This window comes from Filimonas zeae (assembly GCF_014641615.1).
Lineage (GTDB): Bacteria > Bacteroidota > Bacteroidia > Chitinophagales > Chitinophagaceae > Filimonas > Filimonas zeae.
Genome location: NZ_BMIB01000004.1, coordinates 487,705 through 509,622, shown reverse-complemented (window position 1 = coordinate 509,622; position 21,918 = coordinate 487,705). Strand labels below are relative to the sequence as shown.

Below are 21,918 nucleotides of genomic sequence, written 5' to 3'. Positions count from 1 at the left end.
GCTATAGGGTTTAGGGTAGAATGGTACATCTTAATCCTTCATTCCAGTATTGAAATTCAGGTGTATAATAGAGATAAGTATTGCCGGCTCTTCCTGTATAGTTACCTGGTATCTCTGCTTTTAAATCCAGACTTATTTTCTTTGTTTCGTAATCTGCAAAACCCATCCAGTACAGCACCAGATAGTTGTCAAATATTTCATAATACGCCACCTGTTTCCGTTCTGTCAGTTCTTTTAACTGCCAGGGTTGTAGAGTAAGGCCGGCAGGTATGCCTACTTTAGCTATGGTCATAGGCTGGTAAATATCCTTTGTGTTGGTTACACTTATGTCCAGACGTACGGTTTCTCCTACACGGGCACGGCGCGATTGGAGTTGTGTTTTCATGCGTATTTCTGCCGAAGGGCTGTTAGGCGGCTGCAGAGAGAAATAGTTTACTTTAAGGTTATAAGGCAGTGCATCCTGTTCTTTACTGTATTGCACAAACAGCTGGTTGTCGCCATTCTTCACCAGCGAGTCCAGTGCAGTGTCTGGCTGAATAGTGTGGTTGTTTAGCTGAAAGGTTACTGTTGATTGCGTGGCTGATTTGTTCAATTCCATAGTATATGCCATAATGGCTTTCAGTGCCAGTACCGTTGCCTGCGTAGAGCCGTAGCCAAAGTAATTTTTACCGGCCAGTAATATTTCCATCTGTTGCGACATAGCGGTAAGGTTGGGTTGGGGAGCCCTGGCCAGTGCCAGTGCATATAAGGCAGCAGCTTCTACTCTGGAAGATGTGCCTCTGGAATACACAAAGCTGGAATGAGGCTTAACCCAGGTGTCCGGAAGCACGTTCATCAGTTTGTTATAAGTGGCAGTATCCTTCATGCTGCTTGCCGCCAGCGCCATCATGGCTGTCTGGTAGGTATCGTTACTTGCCAGTGCAGTGGCTGCGGCGGCCTGGTATTCCGGTTGTATTTCGTTGCCTATACCTGCCTGTGTAAGGGCGTATACTATGTACAGGCTGGAAACATCTTCCGGTACGGAGTGGAACTGATTGTGTTTAATGGTAAACCCGCCTTTGCGGTTTCTGCGGCCCATTAAAAAGGCTTTGGTACGGGCCAGCATTTTTTTATCTACTTCCACGTACTCCTGCATATCGGTAAATTCCATTAAGCCGTAAGCAGTTAAGGTTTCTGAAGCGGGCGTATTGCCAAACCATTCAAAGCCATTTTCACGCGTTTCGTAGCTGATGAGCTTTTCGTAGCCCTGGCGGAGATATTTTAATGCGCGGGCTTCCAGTCCGGGGCTTGCCTTGCCTGTTGCTTTCAGGTATTTTAGTATATACAGGTTGGGGTAAGTGGCAGAGGAAGTTTGTTCAAAGCAGCCATGCGGTTCTGCCAGCATAGATTCCAGCCCATCCAGCAACTGGCTTTCCAGATTCTGAAACAGAAACAGACGTGCGTGCAGTGAGCCTGGTGCAGGTGTGTTGATGCGGAATGTTTTTTGAACATTGCTTTTGCCGGAAATAACGGTGCTTACCGGATAGCCTTTTTCCAGTGCTGTAACCGGAAGTTCCAGGGTAGAGGTATCTCTGTAGTTGTTTACAGTAATATCAATACGGCTTTTGATAGCACGGGTGGCAGTAAGCGGAATTAATATCTGTGTAGAACTGTCTGGTAACAGGTATACACGTTTATCAAACCAGCCGGTTTGTAAAGCTGCCGGAAGTATTATCTGAACCGTGGCCAGAAAAGTATCTTTCCGGTTGTTTTTTATGTTCAATGGAATATAAGCAGTATCGCCCGTGCTTAGGTAAGGCGGTATTTTAGCGTCTATGCTTACCGGCGGTTTGGCTGTGTAAGTTGCTTCTGCACGCCCGGCGCGGCCGTTGCTGCCTATGCCTTCAGCTATTGCCCTGAAGGTGGTAGTGGCATCTGAGTTGTAAAAGGTAACCACAGCTTCGCCACAGCTGTCTGTTTGTACTATCGGGTTCCAGTAAATGGTTTCGCGAAAATCAGTTTTCAGTTGGGTTTGGGTAGAGCTATAGTAGGGGACGTAAAACTGACGTGTTTCGTCAAAAGATTGCTGCGGCGAAACAGAGGCTGTGGTGTAATTGTATTGTTTGCGGCTTAGCCGTATGTGATTACGGTGGTAGCCAAAACCATTTAATGTGGTAACCAGCACTACGCCGTTCATGGCTCTGTAGCCATATATTGCCGTAGCTGCCGCTTCTTTTATAACTGTTACATTGGTAATAGAAGCGATATTGAAATTTTGCAGCGGCTTTTCCAGCGGAACGCCATCTACTACCCATAATGGCTCATTATTACCTGTTACAGAAGCCATTCCGCGAATGGTAAGCTGGGGCGATGGGTTTACTGTAGTATTATTCTGAACAACTATGCCGGATACTCTCCCTGACAGCGATGTGGAGAGTGGGCTGGAAATATCAAACTCTCTTGCTGAAATGCTGGTTACGCTGCCCAATACATGCCTGTTAGTGTTAACGCCATAACCTACTACTACCACATCATGTAAAGCATTGCTGTTTGTGGGCAAAGCTTCTATCTGCGGTGGCTGTTTGTCCGATGCTATAACAGGGCGGGGGCTGGTTTTATTTTCCTGGTTATCGGCGCGCACAGGCAACTCGTTTTTAAGTCTGCTCTCCAGTAAGCGGGTGTATCCTGAACTATTGGCAAAATGCTGTTGCTCTAACATTATTTTAATGGGTTCTTTTTTATTCCTGCTTTTGGCTATCAGATACAGGTTGCTGCGGGAATAAGGTAAGCCGGTAAAAAAGAAGATACCATTGTTGCCTGTTTGCTGTTCAGTTATCTTGCTCCGGTAACTATTGTATTCCTGATTAACCAGATATACCGTGGCGGCAACCGGCCTGCCACAGGTATCGGTAATGGTGCCGCTGACTACATGCCCATACTCCGGCAACCACATAGTGCTGCCGTGCGCCATAACAGAATCAAAATAATCAAAATACCGGTAACCATGGGTGAGCATCACAAAGTCTAAAGCCGGTATGCTTTTAGGCTCATCTTTCTTAAAGTAAAAAGCAGGCTCTTCTATTTTTCCTTTTAACTCGCTGCTCATCATTAACCAGGAGATAATATGGTCTTGCTTGTCATCGGCCAGTGACCACAGTTTATCATCCACCACCGATAAAGAAAAATCAGAGGCGATGGGCGTATTGTTTTCATCCAGCGTGGTTACATACAGCGTTACTTTTTCTCTGGGACTGTATTCCTGTTTGTTGGTAGTAATATAAACGTTAAGCAGTTTGTTTGGATGCAGAAAAGCTATACGTTCTGCAAAGGGCAGGCCCTGTAAGGTGCTGATGGTAAAACGTGTAATGCCAGGCTGAAAAATACTGGCTGGTATGTTAACCCATTGTTCGCCTGGTTGCAGGTTACACGTGCGGGTAAAAACAGTTTTGTTTTTGCTGCCTGCAGAAAGCATAACCTGTTGGGGGGCAGAAGCGGTAAGCTGTATACGTACAACACTATCCTGCACGGTCAGGTGCATCATTACGCCTTCTCTGCGGGCCTGTGGTAAGGCAAAGTGCTGATGTATACCTGAAGGCTCTGTTAATTCCACATGGTATTGTTCATCTGCACCGGCAGTAAAAGAAAAAGCGCCCATACCATCGTGATAGCTTTCCAGCTGTGTGCATGTATTGCCTTTGCTGTCTTTTACCACACCTTTTACATCGGTGGGTTTTCCATACTCATTAACCGCAATAAAGGCAATGCGTGCAGGGTAGCCGCTGATGAAAGTGCCGCCTTCGGGTAGCAGCTGCAAGTCTATCTTATGCAGTGATATAGGAATGCTGCGGGAGATGGATTCTGTATAGGAATCGTATACCACTGTAATGTTTAACAATCCGTCTGTGGTATGTAAGGTGTCTGGCAGGGTAAACTGTAGTTGTGCTTTGCCCGAGGTATCTGTAACAAATTTGCCGGTGGTTATTGTGTTTCCTGTAACAGTAACGGCATACTTTGCCGGAAACTGTTTAATGGGCTGGTTATTCAGATTACGGATGGCATAGCTGCCAGTAACGGTATCTCCGGGTCCATATCCTTTTTTAGGAAAATCCAGCTTCATCAGTACCCTGGGCGAGATTACTTTTTGCAGGGTAATTTCTTTGGTAAACCAGGTATGGTCTTTCTCATTTTTCATCCACTGGGTATAGGCCCGTATCCGGTAAATGCCGCCGGGCATTTCTGATGAAAAAAAGTAAGAGCCCGCAGCGTTGCCTTTGTCTGCCTGCAAGCGCAGGGTTTTGAGTATGTTGCCAGAGGGGCTGATGATATCAGCATATACTATGTTGCTTACAACAGAGGGCAGTTGTGTGGCAGCTTCTACCAGGTAAATTTTAAAATAGAGCTCATTGCCGGGTGCATAAATAACGTGATCGGTTTGTATGTATATTTTTTCTTTATAGGCATTGTATTGCGCCAGCTGGGCATGGGCAATAACCGCATTCAGGCAGGGCAGTACCAATAACAGGAGGTAAATGATATAGGGCTTTTTCATGCAAATCAGAATTGAAAGGTGAGGTTGCAACCGTAGGTACGGTAAGCGGGAAGACTAAAAAAGTCCAGTCCGGTGGTATTGGAATGTTCAAACAGGGTTTGAGAGGGATCGCCGGTTTTATAGGGCGACCATAGTAATATGTTACGTATAAACACAGATAGTATAAACGGCGCCCTGATGCGTGTGCCGGTTTTAAATAGCTGTGGCTGAAAGGCCAGTTTAATATTATTGATGCGCAGGTAGCCGGCCGGTTGTATGTAATCAGAGGTTACCCCGCTGTGGCCGTAACGCACCCATCTGTTGTTGGCAAAGGGCATAGCCGTATTGTAAAATGCAACGCGGGTGGTGTTTTTGGTGCCGTTTTGTAAAACCCCGTCAAACAGGTAGCCGGTAGTATTGCGAAGCCGGGCGGTAGCGGCCGATCTGCCATAGTAGTCAAGTACAGCCTGTGTACCATTCCATATATCACCCCCTTTTTTCCATTCCACGTCTGTACTAAGGGTTAGCGGCTTCCAGGTTAGCAGCAGCGATGTTTTTAGTACAAAATCGGGATTCGGGTTGCCCAGTATTTTCATGGCAGGGCTGGCTACAGGAAAACCATCATTGCCTATAACAACGCGGTTGGCGGCATCCCGCTGGTAGTCGTTACCCACAATTACCCCAAATGGTTGCCCTTCTGCCAGTGCGGTATGTACATTGCTAAAACCACCCAGTGGCGAAAGGTTGTACGGTGCCTGTACGCGGGTAACTATATTGCGGTAGCTGAAAAAGCTAACGGTGCCGGAGAAGCGTACCTCTTTTTGGGTAAACGGGTTATAACTAAGCGATAGGTCAAACCCGTGTTTACGTACATCCGCTATGTTTTGCAGCTGAAAGGCACCGTTGCTGAATACGGGATACACATCGTTACGGGTGTACCTTATATAATAACCGGCTGTAAAAACCAGCTGTTTGCGGCTGAGGGTTAACCCCGTATTCCACTCTGTATTTTCAATAGCGGCTACATTATTAAAGCTGCTTATTTCCAGCACCGGCCGGTAGGCAAGTGCCTGCTGTGTGGTGTATTGCAACAGGTTATAGCCCGCTATAGACTGGTTAAGCGGCACTTCGCTGTTAAAGCGCACATAGCTTGTGTTAAGGCTTGCCTGTACAGGGCTTGCGTTAAGCGTAAGGGTGTATTGTAAAGATGGCAGCCAGTATGCGTTTTTGCTTACTGTGCCAGATGTATAGGCTCTGTTGCCTGCTACCAGCTTCATTTTTACCGCGTAGGTATTCCATTCTGTGGTAAGGTGAAACATCAGTTCGTTTGCGGGCCTTGTATTGCGGTAAAACAGGCTGTCGGGCATAAACTGAATACTGGTGCGTTCGTGTGTATACAAATGCTTTAACTGTATTTGCTGCCGCCATTTGTAAGATGAGTAGTTGATGGGTATCTGAACAAGGGTTTGGTGGGTAAAGTTCTGTGTGCTTTTGTTACGGTGTGTAAACATACCATCGGGCCATAAAACGCTGCCGGCTTTATAGGTAGCATTGTCTTGCTGGCTGGTAGTAAGTAGGGAGGGGGCCAGTTCTACCTGCCAGTTGTTAAGGAAGTACCTGGCTGTAAAACCTGCTGTTTGTTGCTGGTAGTTATAACCGTTATCATTGTCTTCCAGCAGGTACTCCGGATTGTTGGCCAGGTTGCTGTAGCTGCGTTGTCCGCTGCCCAGGCGGGTGCCCTGTGCATTACTGAACGATACGGGTGTTAACAATGCCTGCTGATAAATCTGGTTGAGAAAGCCATTCCAGTTACTGTTGGTATGGCGGCTTTTTGAATAGTGATAGTTGCCCGAGAGCGTAAAATGGCTCAGATAGCGCTGGATATTGATACTTGCAGAGGAAGTGGAAGCATTGTTGCTTTTAATAAGCGTTTGCTCCCTGCCTTGTGCCAGAGACAAGCCGAATGCCCATTTTTTGCTTTCATTCACTATTTCCCCCTTAATATTCAACTGCTGCAAAAAGCCGGAAGCTGTTCTGAGCAATGCATTGTTGTAGGCTGTTGCCGGGTGTCCGTTACCGTTACCCTTCGCTACCAGTTTTCCATTGTTATCGTAAGGGTAAGGGCTGCCGTCAAACTCCAGTGTTTGTATATCCGGCCCATAGCTGAATACTTCATTCGTTTCCGGACCCTGCCAGGCGGGTAAGCCGTTAAGCGACCGGCCCTGTACATAACCGGACTGTAATTCCGGAATACGGTTACGCAGTTTCCATTCTACCCCGGCGGAGTAGGTGCCCGAAAAGTTGAGCACGGGGCTGCTGGCATAGTTAATGGAAAGGAAGGAATCTTTTCCGGCCGTTAGAGATTTTATCTGGGAGTAATACCTGAAATAGGGCTTCAGGCGGAACACCTTGTTACGCTGGTTACTGATAGAATCCAGTGCTGTAACTGATACCGGTACTCTTTTCACCTTTTCCTCATACAGGGCCGAACGGATGGGCTTAACGTACTGCGACCGTGGTAACAGCGGCAGGCATAGCAATAGTAGAAGCAATATTTTCAAAACTCAGGCTTTGGTATGGTAGCAGGATGCGGTGCCGGAAGTAATTACATAATATTTCTAAAAAAAATATCAGGTGCGTTTCCTCTACGGAAAGCGCTGAAGTGTTTTTTAGCTGCTTATAGAGAAAACAACGATAATTCTGTTTTAATAATAATGCACCGATGTGTGCCGGTACAGAAATTTGATAGGATAATGCTTAAAAAACCAGTAAGCAATGTATTGCTGTTAACCTGTTGTTGTTTGTTGGGGTTTGTAAAACAGAAGCCCACCGTTTATCTGATAGGTGATTCTACGGTAGCCACCGGATCCGCATCCGGAAATATTCAGGGCTGGGGTGGTGTGTTATATGAATACCTGGATACGGTACAGGTAGCTGTTCAAAACAGAGCCATTGCCGGCACCAGCAGCCGTACTTATTATACACAAGGGGTGCACGATGCAAAAATGAAGGCGAATGGTATGTGGCAGGGGGTATTGGCTACGTTGCAGAAAGGTGATTATGTAATTATGCAGTTTGGGCATAACGATGAAAGCCCGGTAGTAGATTCTACCCGTTGCAGGGGGAGCATTAAGGGCATTGGAGAAGATACGGTTGAGGTGTTTAACCCGTTTTTGCACCTGCAGGAAACAGTACACTCCTTTGGCTGGTATCTGGAACAGTTTATTATAGATGCCAAACACAAAGGTGCTATCCCTATTATATGCTCCGCTATTCCTAAAAACAGATGGGTGGGCGATAAAATAAAGCGTAACAGTAACGATTACGGCAAATGGGCGGCAACGGTAGCAAAGCGCCATCAGGTGTTGTTTATTGATTTGAATGCACTGGCGGCAGATACTTATGATGCTGCCGGGAAAGCAAAAACAACGGACACCTGGTTTGTGGCAGATAATGTGCATACCACTGAGGCGGGTGCACGTAACCATGCCCGCCTGGTAGCAACAGCAATAAAGCAATGGTGCGGATGTGCGCTGTCGGAATATATTATCAACCAGTAAAAGAAACGAAATGATTGCTTCAAAAAAATGGAGTTTAAGAAAGGGTATTGTTTGTGGGGTGGCTTTTTTAGTATCCTCATGGGCAGTAGCACAGGATTATGTAATTACAGATTTTGGTGCTAAAGGCGATTCCAACACAGTAAATACCAACAGTATTCAACAGGCTATAGATAAGGCGGCCCTGAAAGGTGGAACCGTAGTAGTGCCAGCAGGTGTATTTATTACCGGCACCATCAGCCTTAAAAGTAATGTTACGCTTCAGCTGAATAAAAACGCCGTATTAAAAGGCGTTGCTAAAGCAGATGCCTATCCGGCAAAAACAATCAGTTATCCTTTTTTAAGCGTTTCGCCGCAGTGGAGTTATTCATTGGTGTATGCGGGTGATGTGGAGAATATTGCTATTAAGGGGGAAGGCACTATTGACGGAAGCGGAGGGGATACGGTATTCTACTGGCGGGAGCATATGACCAACGTAAATGTAAAACGGCCTTTTGTACTGCTGATAGTAGGCTGTAAAAACGTGAACATTGAAGGGGTTACGTTAAAGAACAGCCCTATGTGGATGCAGCGGTATATAGCCTGCGACTTTCTGCGTATTAAGGGTATTACCGTGTTTAATCATGTAAATGCCAATAACGACGGATTGGATATTGATGATTGTCATAACGTAATTGTTTCTGATTGCGTTATTGACGCGGATGATGACGCTTTGTGTTTTAAATCGGAAGGCAGAAGAGGCGTGCGTAACGCGGTGGTAACCAATTGCATCTTAAGTTCTCATGCCAGTGCTTTTAAAATGGGCACCGGTTCGGCGGGTGGTTTTCAATCGGTACAGTTTTCAAACAGCGTTATCCGCCCTTCACTGGCTACCAATATGATGCATGTGTTTAAACAGAAAGGAGGCTTAACAGGCATTGACCTGGCCAGTACAGATGGTGGGTTGCTGAAAGATGTAAATATTCAGAACATTAGCATAGACAGCCTGGAGAACCCGATTTTTATTAAGCTTGGCAATCGCCTGAGAACAAGCGCTAAGGATAATATTGGGGTAGTAGAAGGAGTACATTTCAGCCAGATTGCCATTAAAAACGCCGGCCCTATTGCCAGTGCCATTACCGGCTTTCCTGGCAATTATGTAAAAGATATTAGCTTCCGCGATATATTTATGGAGCATGCAGGTAGTGGTGCCGCTAAAGATACATCGCTTGCGGTGCCTGAAAATTCAAACGGCTACCCCGGCTGCAGAATGTTTCAGCGAAAGCTGCCGGCTACCGGCTTTTATGTACGTCATGTAAAAAACATACAGTTCAATAATATACACGTAAAGCTAACAGGTAATGATGTAAGACCGGCTATTGTGTGCGATGATGTGGAAGCGCTGGAGGTGTCCGGATTAAAATACAGTGCTGTAAGCGGGCAGGCGCCGGAGATGCTGCTGATAGCCCGCTCTAAAGATGTAGTAGTAGAATGCCGGGAAAGGGATGCCAGCCGTATAAAGCAGATAAATAACACGGATGTTACCATTAAATATTAAGCGTATATGCTGAAAAGAAACTTATACCTGATAACGGCTATGGCCTGTATGCTATGCTTCTGTTCGTGGTATATGAAGCGGCAATTTACTTTGTTTATACTGGGGGATAGTATTTCGTTACAATACGGCAGTTACCTGGAAAAACAGCTGGGTGCCGCTGTGCAGGTACAAAGAAAGGGATCGCAGGAGGCAGCCATGCGCAATCTGGATGTGCCTGCAGATGCCAATGGGGGCGATTCCAGAATGGTGCTGAGCTACCTGCGTACCCGCGAAAAGGATGAGGCGTTTAAACCGGATTTGCTGTTGCTGAATTGTGGCCTGCATGATATAAAGCGAAACCCCACTAACGGAAAAATTGCTGTGGATACCGCAGAATACCGGAGCAACCTGAATGCCATTTATGCATTGCTGGCTGGTAAAAAAATACCTGTTATATGGGTACGTACTACAGAAGTAATAGATTCTGTACATGCTGCCAAAAGCAAGGCTTTTAGCAGGTTTAGCAGAGATGTGAATGTGTACAATGCCATTGCAGATGATGTATGTGGTAAGTATCAGATTCCGGCAATTGATCTGTATAGTTTTACACTAACGCAGGGAGATGATCGTTTTGCAGATCATGTGCATTATATACCACGGGTAGTGCAGCGGCAGGCTGGCTATATTGCTGAATATTTAAAGCAATGGAGAAAGGAGCATAAAAAGTAAGGTACTTTATCAGAACTCTCTGAATAGCAGGAAAACGGTTATCAGGTCGATAGAAGCGGCTGGTAACCGTTTTTTCAATAAGGAGATACCGCGCAGTTTCTGGTTATAAACAGTGCTTACGGTAATGTTCAATTGCTCTGCCACATGTTGTGGTTTCATATCTTCCTCATACAGCATTTTTATTACTTTGGCGCACTGCTCTGGCAGGCGGTCTATTTCGCCACGTATTTCATTCAGTACTTCGGCATAAATCATTTCACGGATATGGGGCTGGTCCATCTCTTCCACAGCCACCTGTTTCATTTTCTTCGCCTTTCTGTTTTCTTTATCCAGGTAATTCATGCAGGCGTTGCGTGCGCTGATGTATATAAATGCTTTTAGCGATTTGAATTCAGTAAAGGATTCTCTTTTTTTCCACACCGTAAAAAATACATCCTGGCATATTTCTTCTGCTGCAAAATTGTTTTGTATAAGGCGGCTGGCAAAAAAGCAAAGCGGGGAGTAGAGGGTAGTGAATAATTGATTGAACGCCTGTTCGTCTCCGTTTCTAAACCTGAGTATCAGGTTTTCCGCTTCGTGTTCAAGGGGTGATATAAGCATATTGGACAAGATAATCGTTGGGTGCAAATTAATACAATTCATCAATTCACCTTCCTGTGCTGTCCGGTAAAATCGCACAGAAAAAATATTTTCAAAAAAAGAAGTTCCCTTTAGAGGAACAGGGCATTTGTTCTGTTTTAATAGTATTGCGTTTGCCTACAACTGAAAAAGCATGCCTAACGGGGACCTCGGAAAATATGAACTGATCACCGGACTGATCAGAAAGAAACTGAACAACAGCTTATTGGCAGAAGAGGAAATTCTTTTGAACCAGTGGTTAATGGAAGACCCTGATAATCAGGCTATGCTAAATCGTTTACAGGATGAACAGCAGCGGAGGGAGGATGTGGAACTGATGCGCTCTTTTGATACACAGCTTGCCCTGGAAAAGCTTACAGAGCGGTTTGGGCAGGATGATGCGCACCGGAAGAGGCGAAGCCGCTTTGCTTATATTTCTGCGGCAGCTGCGGCGGTGGTGCTGGTACTGACTGCAACCGTATTTTTTGAAACGGGAAAAAAGCAGCAACAAAAGGCGCAACCATTAGCCGTAGCGGTAAAACAGCAACCGGCGGCAGATAGTGGCCAGGTATTACTTACGCTTTCAGGCGGTGCTACCATAGATATTGAAAAGGCAGGTGCCGGGGTAGTAGGGCAGCAGCAGGGGGCACTGGTAACCAAAGCGGCAAATGGTGTGCTGCAATATGATGCAGGAAAGCAGCCAGCCACAGATGCAGCAGCTGCGGTAGCTTATAATACACTTTCGGTACCCCGAGGCAAGCGTTACCAGATAGTATTACCCGATGGTAGTAAGGTATGGCTGAATGCGCACACTACTTTACAATATCCCGTTGCCTTTAATGGAAAGGAGCGTGTGATTGAACTGAACGGGGAAGCTTATTTTGAAGTAGCCCCACGTGCAGGCCAGCCTTTTAAAGTAATAACCGGCAATCAGGTAGTTGAAGTATTAGGTACCCATTTTAACGTGGAAGCCTATGCAGGTGACAGCCGGATAGTTACTACCCTGGCTGAAGGACGTGTAAGGGTACGCAAAGGCAATGCGGTGGCTGATATGAAACCAGGACAAATGGCGGTAAATGATATTGCCACCACCGGCTTACATACGCAACAGGCAGACCTGAGTGCCATTCTGGCCTGGAAAGAAGGCATTTTTTATTTTAAAGACGAGCGCATAGAAGATATTATGAAAAAGGTGGCCAGAGCCTATAATGTAACGGTTGAATTTAAAACCAGTAACAGAGATAAGCGATTCTGGGCCACTTTCCCAATGGATAAAGGATTGGCAGGACTGCTTAAAAGCCTGGAACAAACCAACATGATTCATTTTAAGCTACAGCCGGGAAAAGTAATAGTGCTATAATTCTCAACCCATATTCATCATCCGGCTTTTCATGCTGTCTGCTACAGCATGAGCGGTATTCCCTTGCCGTGAGGGAATAACTGTCGGGGCCATCAAGCAAACAAAAGTTCAAATTTTCAAACTAACGCCTCATGGTTACAAAACGATTCACTTGTCATGGTGCTTTTTGCCGCGTGCTGGCTTTATCACTTGCCTGCTGGCTGCTGAGTGTGGCAGCTACTGCGCAAACTGTGACTATTAAAGCCAGACAGAAATCATTAAAGGAGTTTATTGTATCCCTGCACGAGAATACGGGGTACCATTTTATTTACAATTCAGATTTACTAAACGATGCACCAAAGGTAGATGTGGCTTATACCAATGCCCCGCTGGAAACGGTACTGGCAGAAAACTTCACTGCCAACGGATTTAATTATGTAGTTAACAAAGCGGATAAGACCGTAATCTTAAATAAGAAAACAGTATCTGCGGCAGCACCCGCTGCCCAGCCGGTGAAAGGCGTGGTATTGGATGATAAAGGCAACCCTGTTACCGGCGCTACGGTAATGGTAAAGGGTACCAACGTAGCCACCACCACCAATAATATAGGTGCGTTTACCATTAACGCACCGGACAATAGTAAAACCCTGGTAGTAATTTATGTGGGATATGAAACACAGGAAGTGCCGGTTACCGGTAGCAAGGTGCTGAACATTGTATTGAAAACAAACAGTACCAGCCTGGATAGTGTAATTGTGATTGGTTATGGATCGCAAAAGAAATCGAATGTTTCTTATGCTATTGCTTCTCTCAACTCTGAAGCTATAACCGACAGGGCTATAAGCCGTGTAGACCAGGCATTGGTGGGGCAGATTGCGGGGGTAAACGTAAAACAAACAACCGGTTTGCCGGGTAAAGCATTCAGCATACAGGTAAGGGGCTCAGGCTCCATCTCTGCCAATACTGAGCCTTTATATGTATTGGATGGTTTTCCGCTGGGGCAGTCTGTGCAGGATGGTACGGGTGGATTTTCCGGAGGTAATGCACTGGACAATATTAACCCCGATGATATTGAATCAATAGAAGTGTTGAAAGATGCTGCTGCGGCTGCTATCTACGGCTCCAGAGGTTCTAATGGTGTGGTACTGATTACCACTAAAAAGGGAAAGGTAGGCAAGGCCCGGATACAGGTGTCTGGCTCAGCAGGTTATAATGAGGCTAACCGGAAAGTGGATATGCTGAACGGTGAGGAATGGGCAGACCGGGCAACAGAGATGATTAATGCCGCCTATGTATCTGCTTACGGTTCGCGCGGTGCCACTGCGCAGGACGACCGGGATAAGCGTATTTCTATCATTGGTGCCAACAACATTTCTTATATACCCGATCCGCGCTGGGCGCAACCGGGGCATCCGGGGTTGCGGTATGTAGACTGGCAGGATGAAATTTTTCGTAAGGGACTGCAACAAAACTATCAGGTATCGGCAAGTGGGGGCAGCAGTAATGTGAACTACTTTTTTTCTGTAAACAATATCAGACAGGAAGGTATAGTAATAGGTACCAGCAATAATCTGTATTCGGCACGTGCCAATGTAGAAGCCAACTTTAATCAGAAACTGAAATTAGGTATCAATCTTTCACCCAGCTATTCGTTGTTAAGAGACCCGGGTGTGGAGGGTAAGGATGTAATTTTTCATCAGGCGCTGAATATGACGCCCATAGTGGAAGATTCTGCCGGGTTGTATACGAACACCTACGGCAATAACCCCTACAACTGGGCGGTACAGTTTAACAGCCCGGTGCAGAAAGCATTGAACCAGGTTGGTGAAACCAAACGTTTCAGAACAGTAGCTTCTGTATATGGTATTTACACCATTATCAAAGGGCTGAACTTTAAAACGTCTGTAAACGTAGATTTTTCAAACAGCAATTATACACGCTACGTTCCCTATACCGTTTCTAACCTGCTGAATGTGCGCAATTCGCAAACTACTGTTAATACTTCCGGTGGTTACCAGACCAACAATTATCAGGCTTTTGTAAATGAGAATACGTTGAATTATACCCGCAACCTTACTGGTGGGCATAACCTGAATGTATTGCTGGGCCAATCGTATAATAATTTCACTTCCGACAACTCTGCCATGAACTCGGTGGGTGGTTATACAAACGCTTATGTAAAAACACTGAACTATGCGGCGGGTATTCAGGGCCGTACATCTGCCAGCCAAAACATATTGTTGTCTTACTTCAGCCGGGTACAATATGCTTTCAGGAGCAAATATCTGTTTAGCGGAAGCATACGTACAGATGGTTCATCCCGTTTTGGGGAGAATACAAGGTGGGGTGTGTTTCCGGCAGCTTCTGTAGCCTGGAAAATGAGCGAAGAACCGTTTATCAGAAGCATTGACAAAATAAGCGATCTGAAGCTGCGGATAAGTTATGGTGTTACGGGTAACAATAACATTGGCGATTTCAGTGCTACTGCTACCACCGCTTCGTACGGATATGTTTTCGGCTCTACCCAGGCACCGGCTATTGGCCAGGCGCCTAACAGATTACCCAACCCTAATCTTAAATGGGAAAAATCGGCTACTACCGATATAGGTTTGGATGTTGGCTTGTTTAAGGGCCGTATTACCGCTTCGTTTGATTATTACAACAGACTTACCAGAAACATGCTGATGAATGTGGCAGTACCGGAAGTAACCGGCTTTCAGATTGCATTGGATAACGTAGGCCAGGTACGTAACAAAGGGTGGGAGATACAGTTGAGTACTAAAAATATTGTAATCAAACAGCTGCAGTGGACTACCAATGTGCAGCTGGCACACAATTCTAATAAGGTGGTGGCGTTAGGTAGCGGGCAAACGCAAATACTGGTACCATCCCTTTATACTACAGTGGCCAACACAGTATTGAAAGTGGGAGAATCTATTAACAGTATTTATGTAATTAAAAGAATAGGTACACTTACACAGGATGATATTAATGCCAAGGTGGCACGATACGGGGCGCAAACTGTAGGCGACGCCAGATATGAAGATTATGACCGGAATGGTATTATAGATGCCGGTGACCGCCAGGTGGTAGGACATCCTAACCCGGATTATACCTGGGGCGTTACCAATACGCTTAATTATAAAGGCTTTGATTTACGTGTACTGGTACAGGGGCAGGTAGGTGGTTCTATTTACTCTATACTGGGGCGCGCGGTATCTCAAACAGGTTTTGGTTACATCTACAACCAACTGGGTGATTACAGAGATCGCTGGCGCTCGCCTGAAAACCCGGGCAGTGGCGTAAGGGATAAAGCCTATTCCACTTTCGGCAGTATTGTAAATACAGACTGGCTGTATTCGTCAGACTACCTGCGCGTAAGAGCTATTACACTGGGGTACGACCTGAAAACCCTGTTGAAGAAAGCCGGTGTGGGCAGCGCACGCATGTTTGTATCGCTGGAAAACTTTTTTGGGAAAGATAAATACTACGGTGGGGCCAATCCTGAATCGGCCAATACAGACCTGAGCGGTAACGGCAACTATCCACAGTCTGGCGACTATGGTGGACTGCCGCTTGCCAAATCTTTGATTGTAGGTGTAAATCTTTCATTTTAATTGAATTGCCATGAATAAAATAATTGCTATAACAGGTTGTATGCTGGTGGTGCTTTTTTCTTCCTGCAAAAGAAGTCTGGATGTTGTTCCACCTTCCTCAGGTACCACAAAGATTTTTTACTTAAACCAGGAAGATTTTTTGCAGGGCGTAGCGGCTGTATACAATGGTCTCCGTGCTTATCCTGACCGTTTGATGAACCTTTCTGAAACGCGGTCTGATAATCTATACGCTGCTTCTGTACTGGGTACACAGCCTTATGATGCCATTAACTCATTCCGCAGAAACGCAGTAAGTAATGTGTATGTAGAAGCTGCCTGGAATGATGATTACAATGCCATTTTCCGCGCCAACTATTTTCTGGAGCAACTGGAATTAAAGGGAAATATAATATCGTCCGAAGTATTGCGTAACAGGCTGGGAGCAGAGGTGAGATTTTTACGTGCCTTTTATTACTTTGATCTGGTACGTTATTTTGGCAAGGTGCCATTGGTGGTAAAAACGGTGTTGCCTGGAGAAGCGGTAACTATTCCGCGTACACCGGTAGCAGAGGTGTATGCGCAGATTATTGAAGATCTGAAATATGCTATGGAAGTATTACCGGCTTCTTATACCGGAGCAGATGTAGGCAGGGCTACCAGATACGCGGCAGGCAGTCTGCTGGCCATGGTATACATGGCGCGTTCAGGCGCTACTTATTCTATAGAAGGCCCGGGCCTGGCATCTAATGAGTGGACGGAGGCGTTGAGGCTGATTAATGAAGTGATTAACAGTAAGGTATATACTTTTAATACCAACTATGCCAGCATTTTTTCTTATGCCAATCAAAACCCGAATGTAAATAAGGAGGCGGTGTTTGATGTAATGCATGTGTCTGGTTTGAATCCTGTACTGGGTGCCTCGTTTGTATCGCTAACTGTACCCGATTCTTACTTTACTACTGTATTGCAAAAGCCTGCACAGTTGGGTGGAGCAGGAAGACCAACCTCTTTTGATTTATACAGAACATATGACACCGCTGTGGATGTAAGGGCCAAAACTAACTTCTTACTGTACTATACTGCTTTAGGTATACCCGGTAACAGACCTTACCTGAGAAAGTATATGGATAGTACCAAAGTACCGGTGAACATAAGAGACTGGGGTATCAACTTTATGGCCATCCGTTATACCGATGTGCTGATGCTGAAAGCAGAGTGCATACTGCAGGGGGCTGCCGGTGGTACACAGGAAGAGGTAGATTCTATTGTAAACCTGGTACGCACCCGTGCTAAAATTGCCCCTGTTTCAGGAGTAACACTGGAGCAGTTGTATCAGGAGCGGAGGCGCGAGCTGGTGGGTGAGGGCAGCCGTTGGTTTGATTTACAGCGAAGCGGCACCCTTGTTACTACCATGAACAACTGGATTAAAACGGATGACGATTTAAAACAGATAGAGCCTGTGGTAAAAGAGTTTGTGTTATATCCGGTACCGCAATCGCAACTGGATGTAAGGCCGGGGCTGTACACACAAAACCAGGGTTATTAAGTTTTTCATTTTATTACAGTAATCATGTTTTACCTGATACAATCTATAATGTGTTTTCAACGCGGGTTGGTTTGCCTGTTGGCTGTGCTGGTGTGCCTGGTTGTTAATGTACATGCCCAACGGGTTAAGCAATACCAGTTAACCTCACCAGACGGCAAAACATCCGCAGTTTTTTATGTGGGCCAGTCGCTGCAATGGTCTGTAACCTTTCATGGTCAGCAGCTGATAAAACAAGGTGAAATAAGCATGCTGTTGCAAACCGGGGAGCGTTTGGGCAAACAGCCGGTGGTGGTAAGTGCCAGGGAAGAGCGCATCAATCAGCATATCCCTTCACCCTTTTATAAGAAGGCGCAGGTGGCAGATGATTGCAGGCAACTGATACTAACCCTGAAAGGCAATTATGGTATTATATGCAGGGCTTACAATGAGGGTGTTGCTTACCGGTTTTTTACAAAGCGGAAAGATTCGCTGGTGGTTATGTCTGAAACAGCCGCATTTGATTTTGCGGCCGATTTTCAAACCTATACGCCATTTGTTATATCCTCCCGCAGCAACCAGTACGAACATTCTTACGAAACGCCTTATAGCCATATTCCTTTGTCTGCCGTTTCTACTGATTCGCTGATTTACCTGCCTATGATGATTGCTTTGCGGGATGGGGCAAAAGCCGTAATTACCGAAGCCGACGTAGAAGAATATCCTGGTATGTACCTGCGTAAGCAACAAGCGGGAACTGCACTTACAACGGAGTTTCCACCTTATCCATTATCGGAAAAACAAGGCGGGTATAATATGACGCAGGCCCGCATTGTTAGCCAGGCAGATTATATTGCCCGAACAGCAGGCACACGTTCTTTTCCCTGGCGGGTAATTGTATGCAGCAGGGAGGACAAAGAATTGCTGAACAGCGATATGGTATTTAAACTGGCGGCGCCTTCCAGAATCAGTGATATATCCTGGATAAAACCTGGTAAAGTAGCCTGGGACTGGTGGAACGACTGGAATATTTCTCAGGTAAATTTTCGCGCGGGTATTAATACAGAAACTTATAAGTACTATATAGACTTTGCAGCCGCCCACCACCTGGAGTATATTATGCTGGATGAAGGATGGGCGGAGAAAGGGGATATTATGAAAATAGTACCTCAGATAAATTTGCAGGCTATTATAGATTACGGTAAGCAGAAAAATGTAGGCGTATGGCTTTGGGGTGGCATGTATCCCACCAATGCCGTGATGGATGAAGCATTTGCCAGATATGCCGGAATGGGCATAAAGGGTTTTAAAATAGATTTTATAAACCGTGATGACCAGAAGATGATGAGGTTTTATTACCGCGCTGCCCAAAAAGCGGCGCAACATCATCTGTTGCTGGATTTTCATGGCGCCTGCAAACCCACAGGTCTTATGCGTACCTATCCCAATGTGTTGAATTATGAAGGCGTATATGGTTTGGAAATGGCTAAGTTTCCTACCAAAGTAGATTTTCCTCAACATGCCGTTTCTATACCTTTTATCCGTATGGTGGCTGGTGCTATGGATTATACACCGGGGGCCATGCGTAACAGCACCCGTAAGGATTTTTATTCCTCCATATCCACACCTATGAGCCAGGGTACACGCTGCCATCAGATGGCGATGTATGTGGTATTTGAAGCGCCATTGAATATGCTGTCTGATAACCCTGCCAGCTATGAGAAAGAGCGGGATTGCACAGCGTTTATTGCTGGCGTACCTACCGTATTTGATGAAACGGTAGCAGTGGCAGGTAAAGCAGGGGCTTATGCAGCTATTGCCAGAAGAAAAGGGGATACCTGGTATGTTGGCGCACTGGGTAGTTGGGAGCCGCAGGATATGACCATCTCTCTTTCTTTTCTGCAGCCAGGTAACTACCGGGCGCGGGTGTTTAGTGATGGTGTGAACGCAGATCGTATGGCTGCGGATTATAAGAAAGAAGAAACGATGGTTACGCCCGCAACGCAGTACCAGATACATCTGGCACCTGGTGGTGGTTGGGTGGCCACATTTACCCAACAGTAATATTAAGTACTGTATTATGAAAGCAGGAATATTGGATGTGAGTAATGCCAGAGGCTTATGCAGGTTGCCATTTTTTCTGTTGGCCTGTTTTTGCAGCCTTACCATGCTGTGTGCCGGTCAGCAACCGCTGGTGCATGCTGATTTATTAAGCAAGCCCTGGGGAGCGCAGTGGATTACCTGCCCTGGGGTAGCCCAGCGTGGCTATGGGGTGTATCATTTCAGAAAAAAGATACAGCTACAGCGCAAACCGGAAAAATTTGTAATACACCTTACGGCCGATAACCGCTACCGGCTGTTTGTAAATGGTACTCCGGTATGCTTTGGTCCGGCGCAGGGCGATTTGTATAACTGGTACTTTGATAGTTTTGATATCGCTCCTTTTTTAAAGGAGGGTGAAAACGTAATAGCTGCATTGGTATGGAACATGGGGGAGTATGCCGCCGTGGCGCAGGTATCTAACCAAACAGGCTTTGTATTGCAGGGTAGTGGTGCTGCGGAGCGGCTGGTGAATACCGATACCAGCTGGCAGGTATTCGCTGACAGTGCTTACCGGCCCTGCTCGCTCAATAACGGCTCGCTGCTTAAAACCTACTTTGCATTGGGGCCGGGTGATCATTTTATAGCAGCAAACTATCCCTGGGGTTGGGAAAAGTCTTTGTTTGATGCACGGGCATGGCCGCATGCCGTAAAAGTGGGTTCCGCTGCCGTACCCGTTGGCTACGGCACGGATAATCGCTGGACGTTATTGCCGCGTACCATTCCTTTTATGGAGCAAACGTTTCAACGGCTCCATAAAACCAGGCGAACCGATGGTGTACAAGCCGATGAGCACTTTCTGAATGGTAAAGCGCCGGTACTTATTCCGGCGGGAAAAAAAGCAAGTTTATTATTGGATCAGTCTTTTAATACTATGGCTTACCCTGAACTGGTGGTAAGCAGGGGCAGAGGAGCTTCTGTTAAGATAAGCTATGCCGAAGCGCTTTTTAACAATGGACGCAAGGGAAACCGCAATGAGATAGAAGGGAAAGAACTGATAGGCAATTATGACCTGTTTGAGCCGGATGGGCAGGAGAAACGCATTTTTCGCCCGCTGGTACAGCGTGCATTCCGTTATATACAACTGGATATTGTAACCGGCCAGGAACCGCTGGTATTGGAAGATATATATGGTATGTATACGGGCTATCCTTTTCAGGAAAAAGCTTCTTTTACAAGCAGTGACACCACGTTAAAAGAAATATGGAAGGTGGGCTGGCGTACTGCCCGGCTTTGTGCAGGCGATACCTACTATGATTGCCCTTACTATGAGCAGCTGCAATATATTGGAGATACGCGTATACAGGCACTGATATCGTTGTATATGAGCGGAGATCACCGGTTGATGAAAAAGGCAATCAACGATTTTTATAATTCACGCGTACCGGAAGGGCTTACGCAGGGGCGTTACCCCAGTAACCGCCTGCAGGTAATACCTCCTTTTTCGCTGTACTGGGTATCTATGTTGTACGACTTTATGATGCACCGCAGTGATGATGTTTTTCTGAGGCAATATCTGGATGCTGCTGCGGGTGTGCTAAGCTGGTATGAAAAACATATAGATACCGGCAAAGCTATGCTGGGGCCTATGCAATGGTGGAACTTTACAGACTGGACTTCAACCTATATACCCATGGGTGTACCGCCTGGTGCAACGGATGGCAATGCTGCAGTGCTTACACTGCACTATGCTTACACACTGGCACAGGCGGCCACCTTGTTTCAACATTTTGGCAGAACGGAAGAAGCGCGCCGTTACCAGTTTATGGCAGGCAGGCTTAACAAGGGTACTTATGAACATTGTTTTGATGCACGCCGCGGTTTACTGGGTGATACGCCGGATAAAAACGCTTTCAGCCAGCATACCAATATTATGGCTGTGCTATCCGGGGCTGTTGATGCCCGGCAGCAGGTAAATGTACTAAACCGTTTACTACACGATAGTGCATTGGCGCAGGCCAGCTTTTATTACCGGTTTTATCTGGTGCAGGCATTGAAAAAAGCAGGTATGGCAGAGCGGTATTATGAGCAGTTAACGCCATGGCGGCAAATGCTGAAAGAAGGGCTGACTACTTTTGCTGAAACGCCAGACCCCAGCCGATCTGACTGCCACGCGTGGAGCGCCAGCCCTAATTATGATTTTCTGGCAACGCTTTGTGGTATTACGCCACTAACGGCAGGCTTTAAAACAGTACAGGTAAAGCCTGCCATGGGGCAATTGACTTTTGTATCAGGGAGTATGCCGTTGCCGGCAGGGAACATTCAGGTAATGATAAATAAGGAGGCGAAGAATAGCGCTGCCGCAGTAATAGCATTACCTGCTGGTTTAACTGGTGTTTTTATCTGGAAGGGTAAAACGTATCCGTTAAAGGAAGGGAAAAATGAGTATCGGTTTTAGGTGGGTGTGCAACTATTTGGTTTGCTATCGCTATCT

Annotated in this window: 11 protein-coding genes; 8 read left to right on the top strand and 3 right to left on the bottom strand. The window is 46.0% G+C overall.

The genetic code is table 11. The annotated features are described in order from the left end of the window. Window positions 1-10: 10 nt before the first annotated feature. Window positions 11-4,528 (bottom strand): TonB-dependent receptor plug domain-containing protein, encoded by a 4,518-nt coding sequence (locus IEY13_RS20610; RefSeq protein WP_188955761.1) that lies wholly within the window; start codon window positions 4,526-4,528, stop codon window positions 11-13. Between the two features lie 5 nt (window positions 4,529-4,533). Further along, a complete protein-coding gene (locus tag IEY13_RS20605; RefSeq protein ID WP_188955759.1) occupies window positions 4,534-7,068 on the bottom strand; it encodes a TonB-dependent receptor in 2,535 nt (844 codons plus the stop codon). Window positions 7,069-7,260: 192 nt separating this feature from the next. Here IEY13_RS20605 and IEY13_RS20600 point away from each other — a divergent pair, with 192 nt between their 5' ends. Genes IEY13_RS20600 through IEY13_RS20590 form a run of 3 tightly spaced genes read left to right on the top strand, consistent with a single transcriptional unit; the run spans window position 7,261 to window position 10,309 of the window. After that, window positions 7,261-8,067, top strand: coding sequence for a rhamnogalacturonan acetylesterase (locus tag IEY13_RS20600; RefSeq protein WP_188955757.1), 807 nt, complete (start codon window positions 7,261-7,263; stop codon window positions 8,065-8,067). Window positions 8,068-8,077: 10 nt separating this feature from the next. After that, window positions 8,078-9,601 (top strand): glycoside hydrolase family 28 protein, encoded by a 1,524-nt coding sequence (locus tag IEY13_RS20595; RefSeq protein WP_188955755.1) that lies wholly within the window; start codon window positions 8,078-8,080, stop codon window positions 9,599-9,601. Between the two features lie 6 nt (window positions 9,602-9,607). Then, a complete protein-coding gene (locus IEY13_RS20590) occupies window positions 9,608-10,309 on the top strand; it encodes an SGNH/GDSL hydrolase family protein (RefSeq protein ID WP_188955753.1) in 702 nt (233 codons plus the stop codon). Between the two features lie 9 nt (window positions 10,310-10,318). On the opposite strand, the gene IEY13_RS20585 is transcribed toward IEY13_RS20590, so the two are convergent. Continuing rightward, window positions 10,319-10,909: an RNA polymerase sigma factor gene (locus IEY13_RS20585; protein WP_188955751.1), complete on the bottom strand. Its 591-nt coding sequence runs from the start codon at window positions 10,907-10,909 to the stop codon at window positions 10,319-10,321. Between the two features lie 172 nt (window positions 10,910-11,081). On the opposite strand from IEY13_RS20585, the gene IEY13_RS20580 reads away from it, so the two are divergent. The 5 genes from IEY13_RS20580 (at window position 11,082) to IEY13_RS20560 (ending at window position 21,882) form a co-directional block, all read left to right on the top strand. Further along, window positions 11,082-12,287 carry a FecR family protein gene (locus IEY13_RS20580; RefSeq protein WP_188955749.1) on the top strand — a complete coding sequence of 402 codons (1,206 nt, stop codon included), beginning with the start codon at window positions 11,082-11,084 and terminating at the stop codon, window positions 12,285-12,287. A 131-nt stretch (window positions 12,288-12,418) separates the two neighbouring features. Next, window positions 12,419-15,883: a SusC/RagA family TonB-linked outer membrane protein gene (locus tag IEY13_RS20575; RefSeq protein ID WP_188955747.1), complete on the top strand. Its 3,465-nt coding sequence runs from the start codon at window positions 12,419-12,421 to the stop codon at window positions 15,881-15,883. Between the two features lie 10 nt (window positions 15,884-15,893). Further along, window positions 15,894-17,408 (top strand): RagB/SusD family nutrient uptake outer membrane protein, encoded by a 1,515-nt coding sequence (locus IEY13_RS20570; protein ID WP_188955745.1) that lies wholly within the window; start codon window positions 15,894-15,896, stop codon window positions 17,406-17,408. 48 nt (window positions 17,409-17,456) lie between these two features. Next, window positions 17,457-19,448, top strand: coding sequence for a retaining alpha-galactosidase (locus tag IEY13_RS20565; protein ID WP_188955743.1), 1,992 nt, complete (start codon window positions 17,457-17,459; stop codon window positions 19,446-19,448). 16 nt (window positions 19,449-19,464) lie between these two features. Beyond that, on the top strand, window positions 19,465-21,882 hold the full coding sequence (locus tag IEY13_RS20560) for a family 78 glycoside hydrolase catalytic domain (RefSeq protein WP_188955741.1): 2,418 nt from the start codon (window positions 19,465-19,467) through the stop codon (window positions 21,880-21,882). Window positions 21,883-21,918: the final 36 nt, after the last annotated feature.

What these genes read in the sequence shown, in the direction of transcription:
- IEY13_RS20590 (WP_188955753.1), top strand. Translation starts at nt 9,608, where the DNA reads ATGCTGAAAAGAAACTTATACCTGATAACGGCTATGGCCTGTATGCTA.
- IEY13_RS20595 (WP_188955755.1), top strand. Translation starts at nt 8,078, where the DNA reads ATGATTGCTTCAAAAAAATGGAGTTTAAGAAAGGGTATTGTTTGTGGG.
- IEY13_RS20585 (WP_188955751.1), bottom strand. Translation starts at nt 10,909, where the DNA reads ATGCTTATATCACCCCTTGAACACGAAGCGGAAAACCTGATACTCAGG.
- IEY13_RS20565 (WP_188955743.1), top strand. Translation starts at nt 17,457, where the DNA reads ATGTGTTTTCAACGCGGGTTGGTTTGCCTGTTGGCTGTGCTGGTGTGC.
- IEY13_RS20575 (WP_188955747.1), top strand. Translation starts at nt 12,419, where the DNA reads ATGGTTACAAAACGATTCACTTGTCATGGTGCTTTTTGCCGCGTGCTG.
- IEY13_RS20570 (WP_188955745.1), top strand. Translation starts at nt 15,894, where the DNA reads ATGAATAAAATAATTGCTATAACAGGTTGTATGCTGGTGGTGCTTTTT.
- IEY13_RS20610 (WP_188955761.1), bottom strand. Translation starts at nt 4,528, where the DNA reads ATGAAAAAGCCCTATATCATTTACCTCCTGTTATTGGTACTGCCCTGC.
- IEY13_RS20580 (WP_188955749.1), top strand. Translation starts at nt 11,082, where the DNA reads ATGCCTAACGGGGACCTCGGAAAATATGAACTGATCACCGGACTGATC.
- IEY13_RS20560 (WP_188955741.1), top strand. Translation starts at nt 19,465, where the DNA reads ATGAAAGCAGGAATATTGGATGTGAGTAATGCCAGAGGCTTATGCAGG.
- IEY13_RS20600 (WP_188955757.1), top strand. Translation starts at nt 7,261, where the DNA reads ATGCTTAAAAAACCAGTAAGCAATGTATTGCTGTTAACCTGTTGTTGT.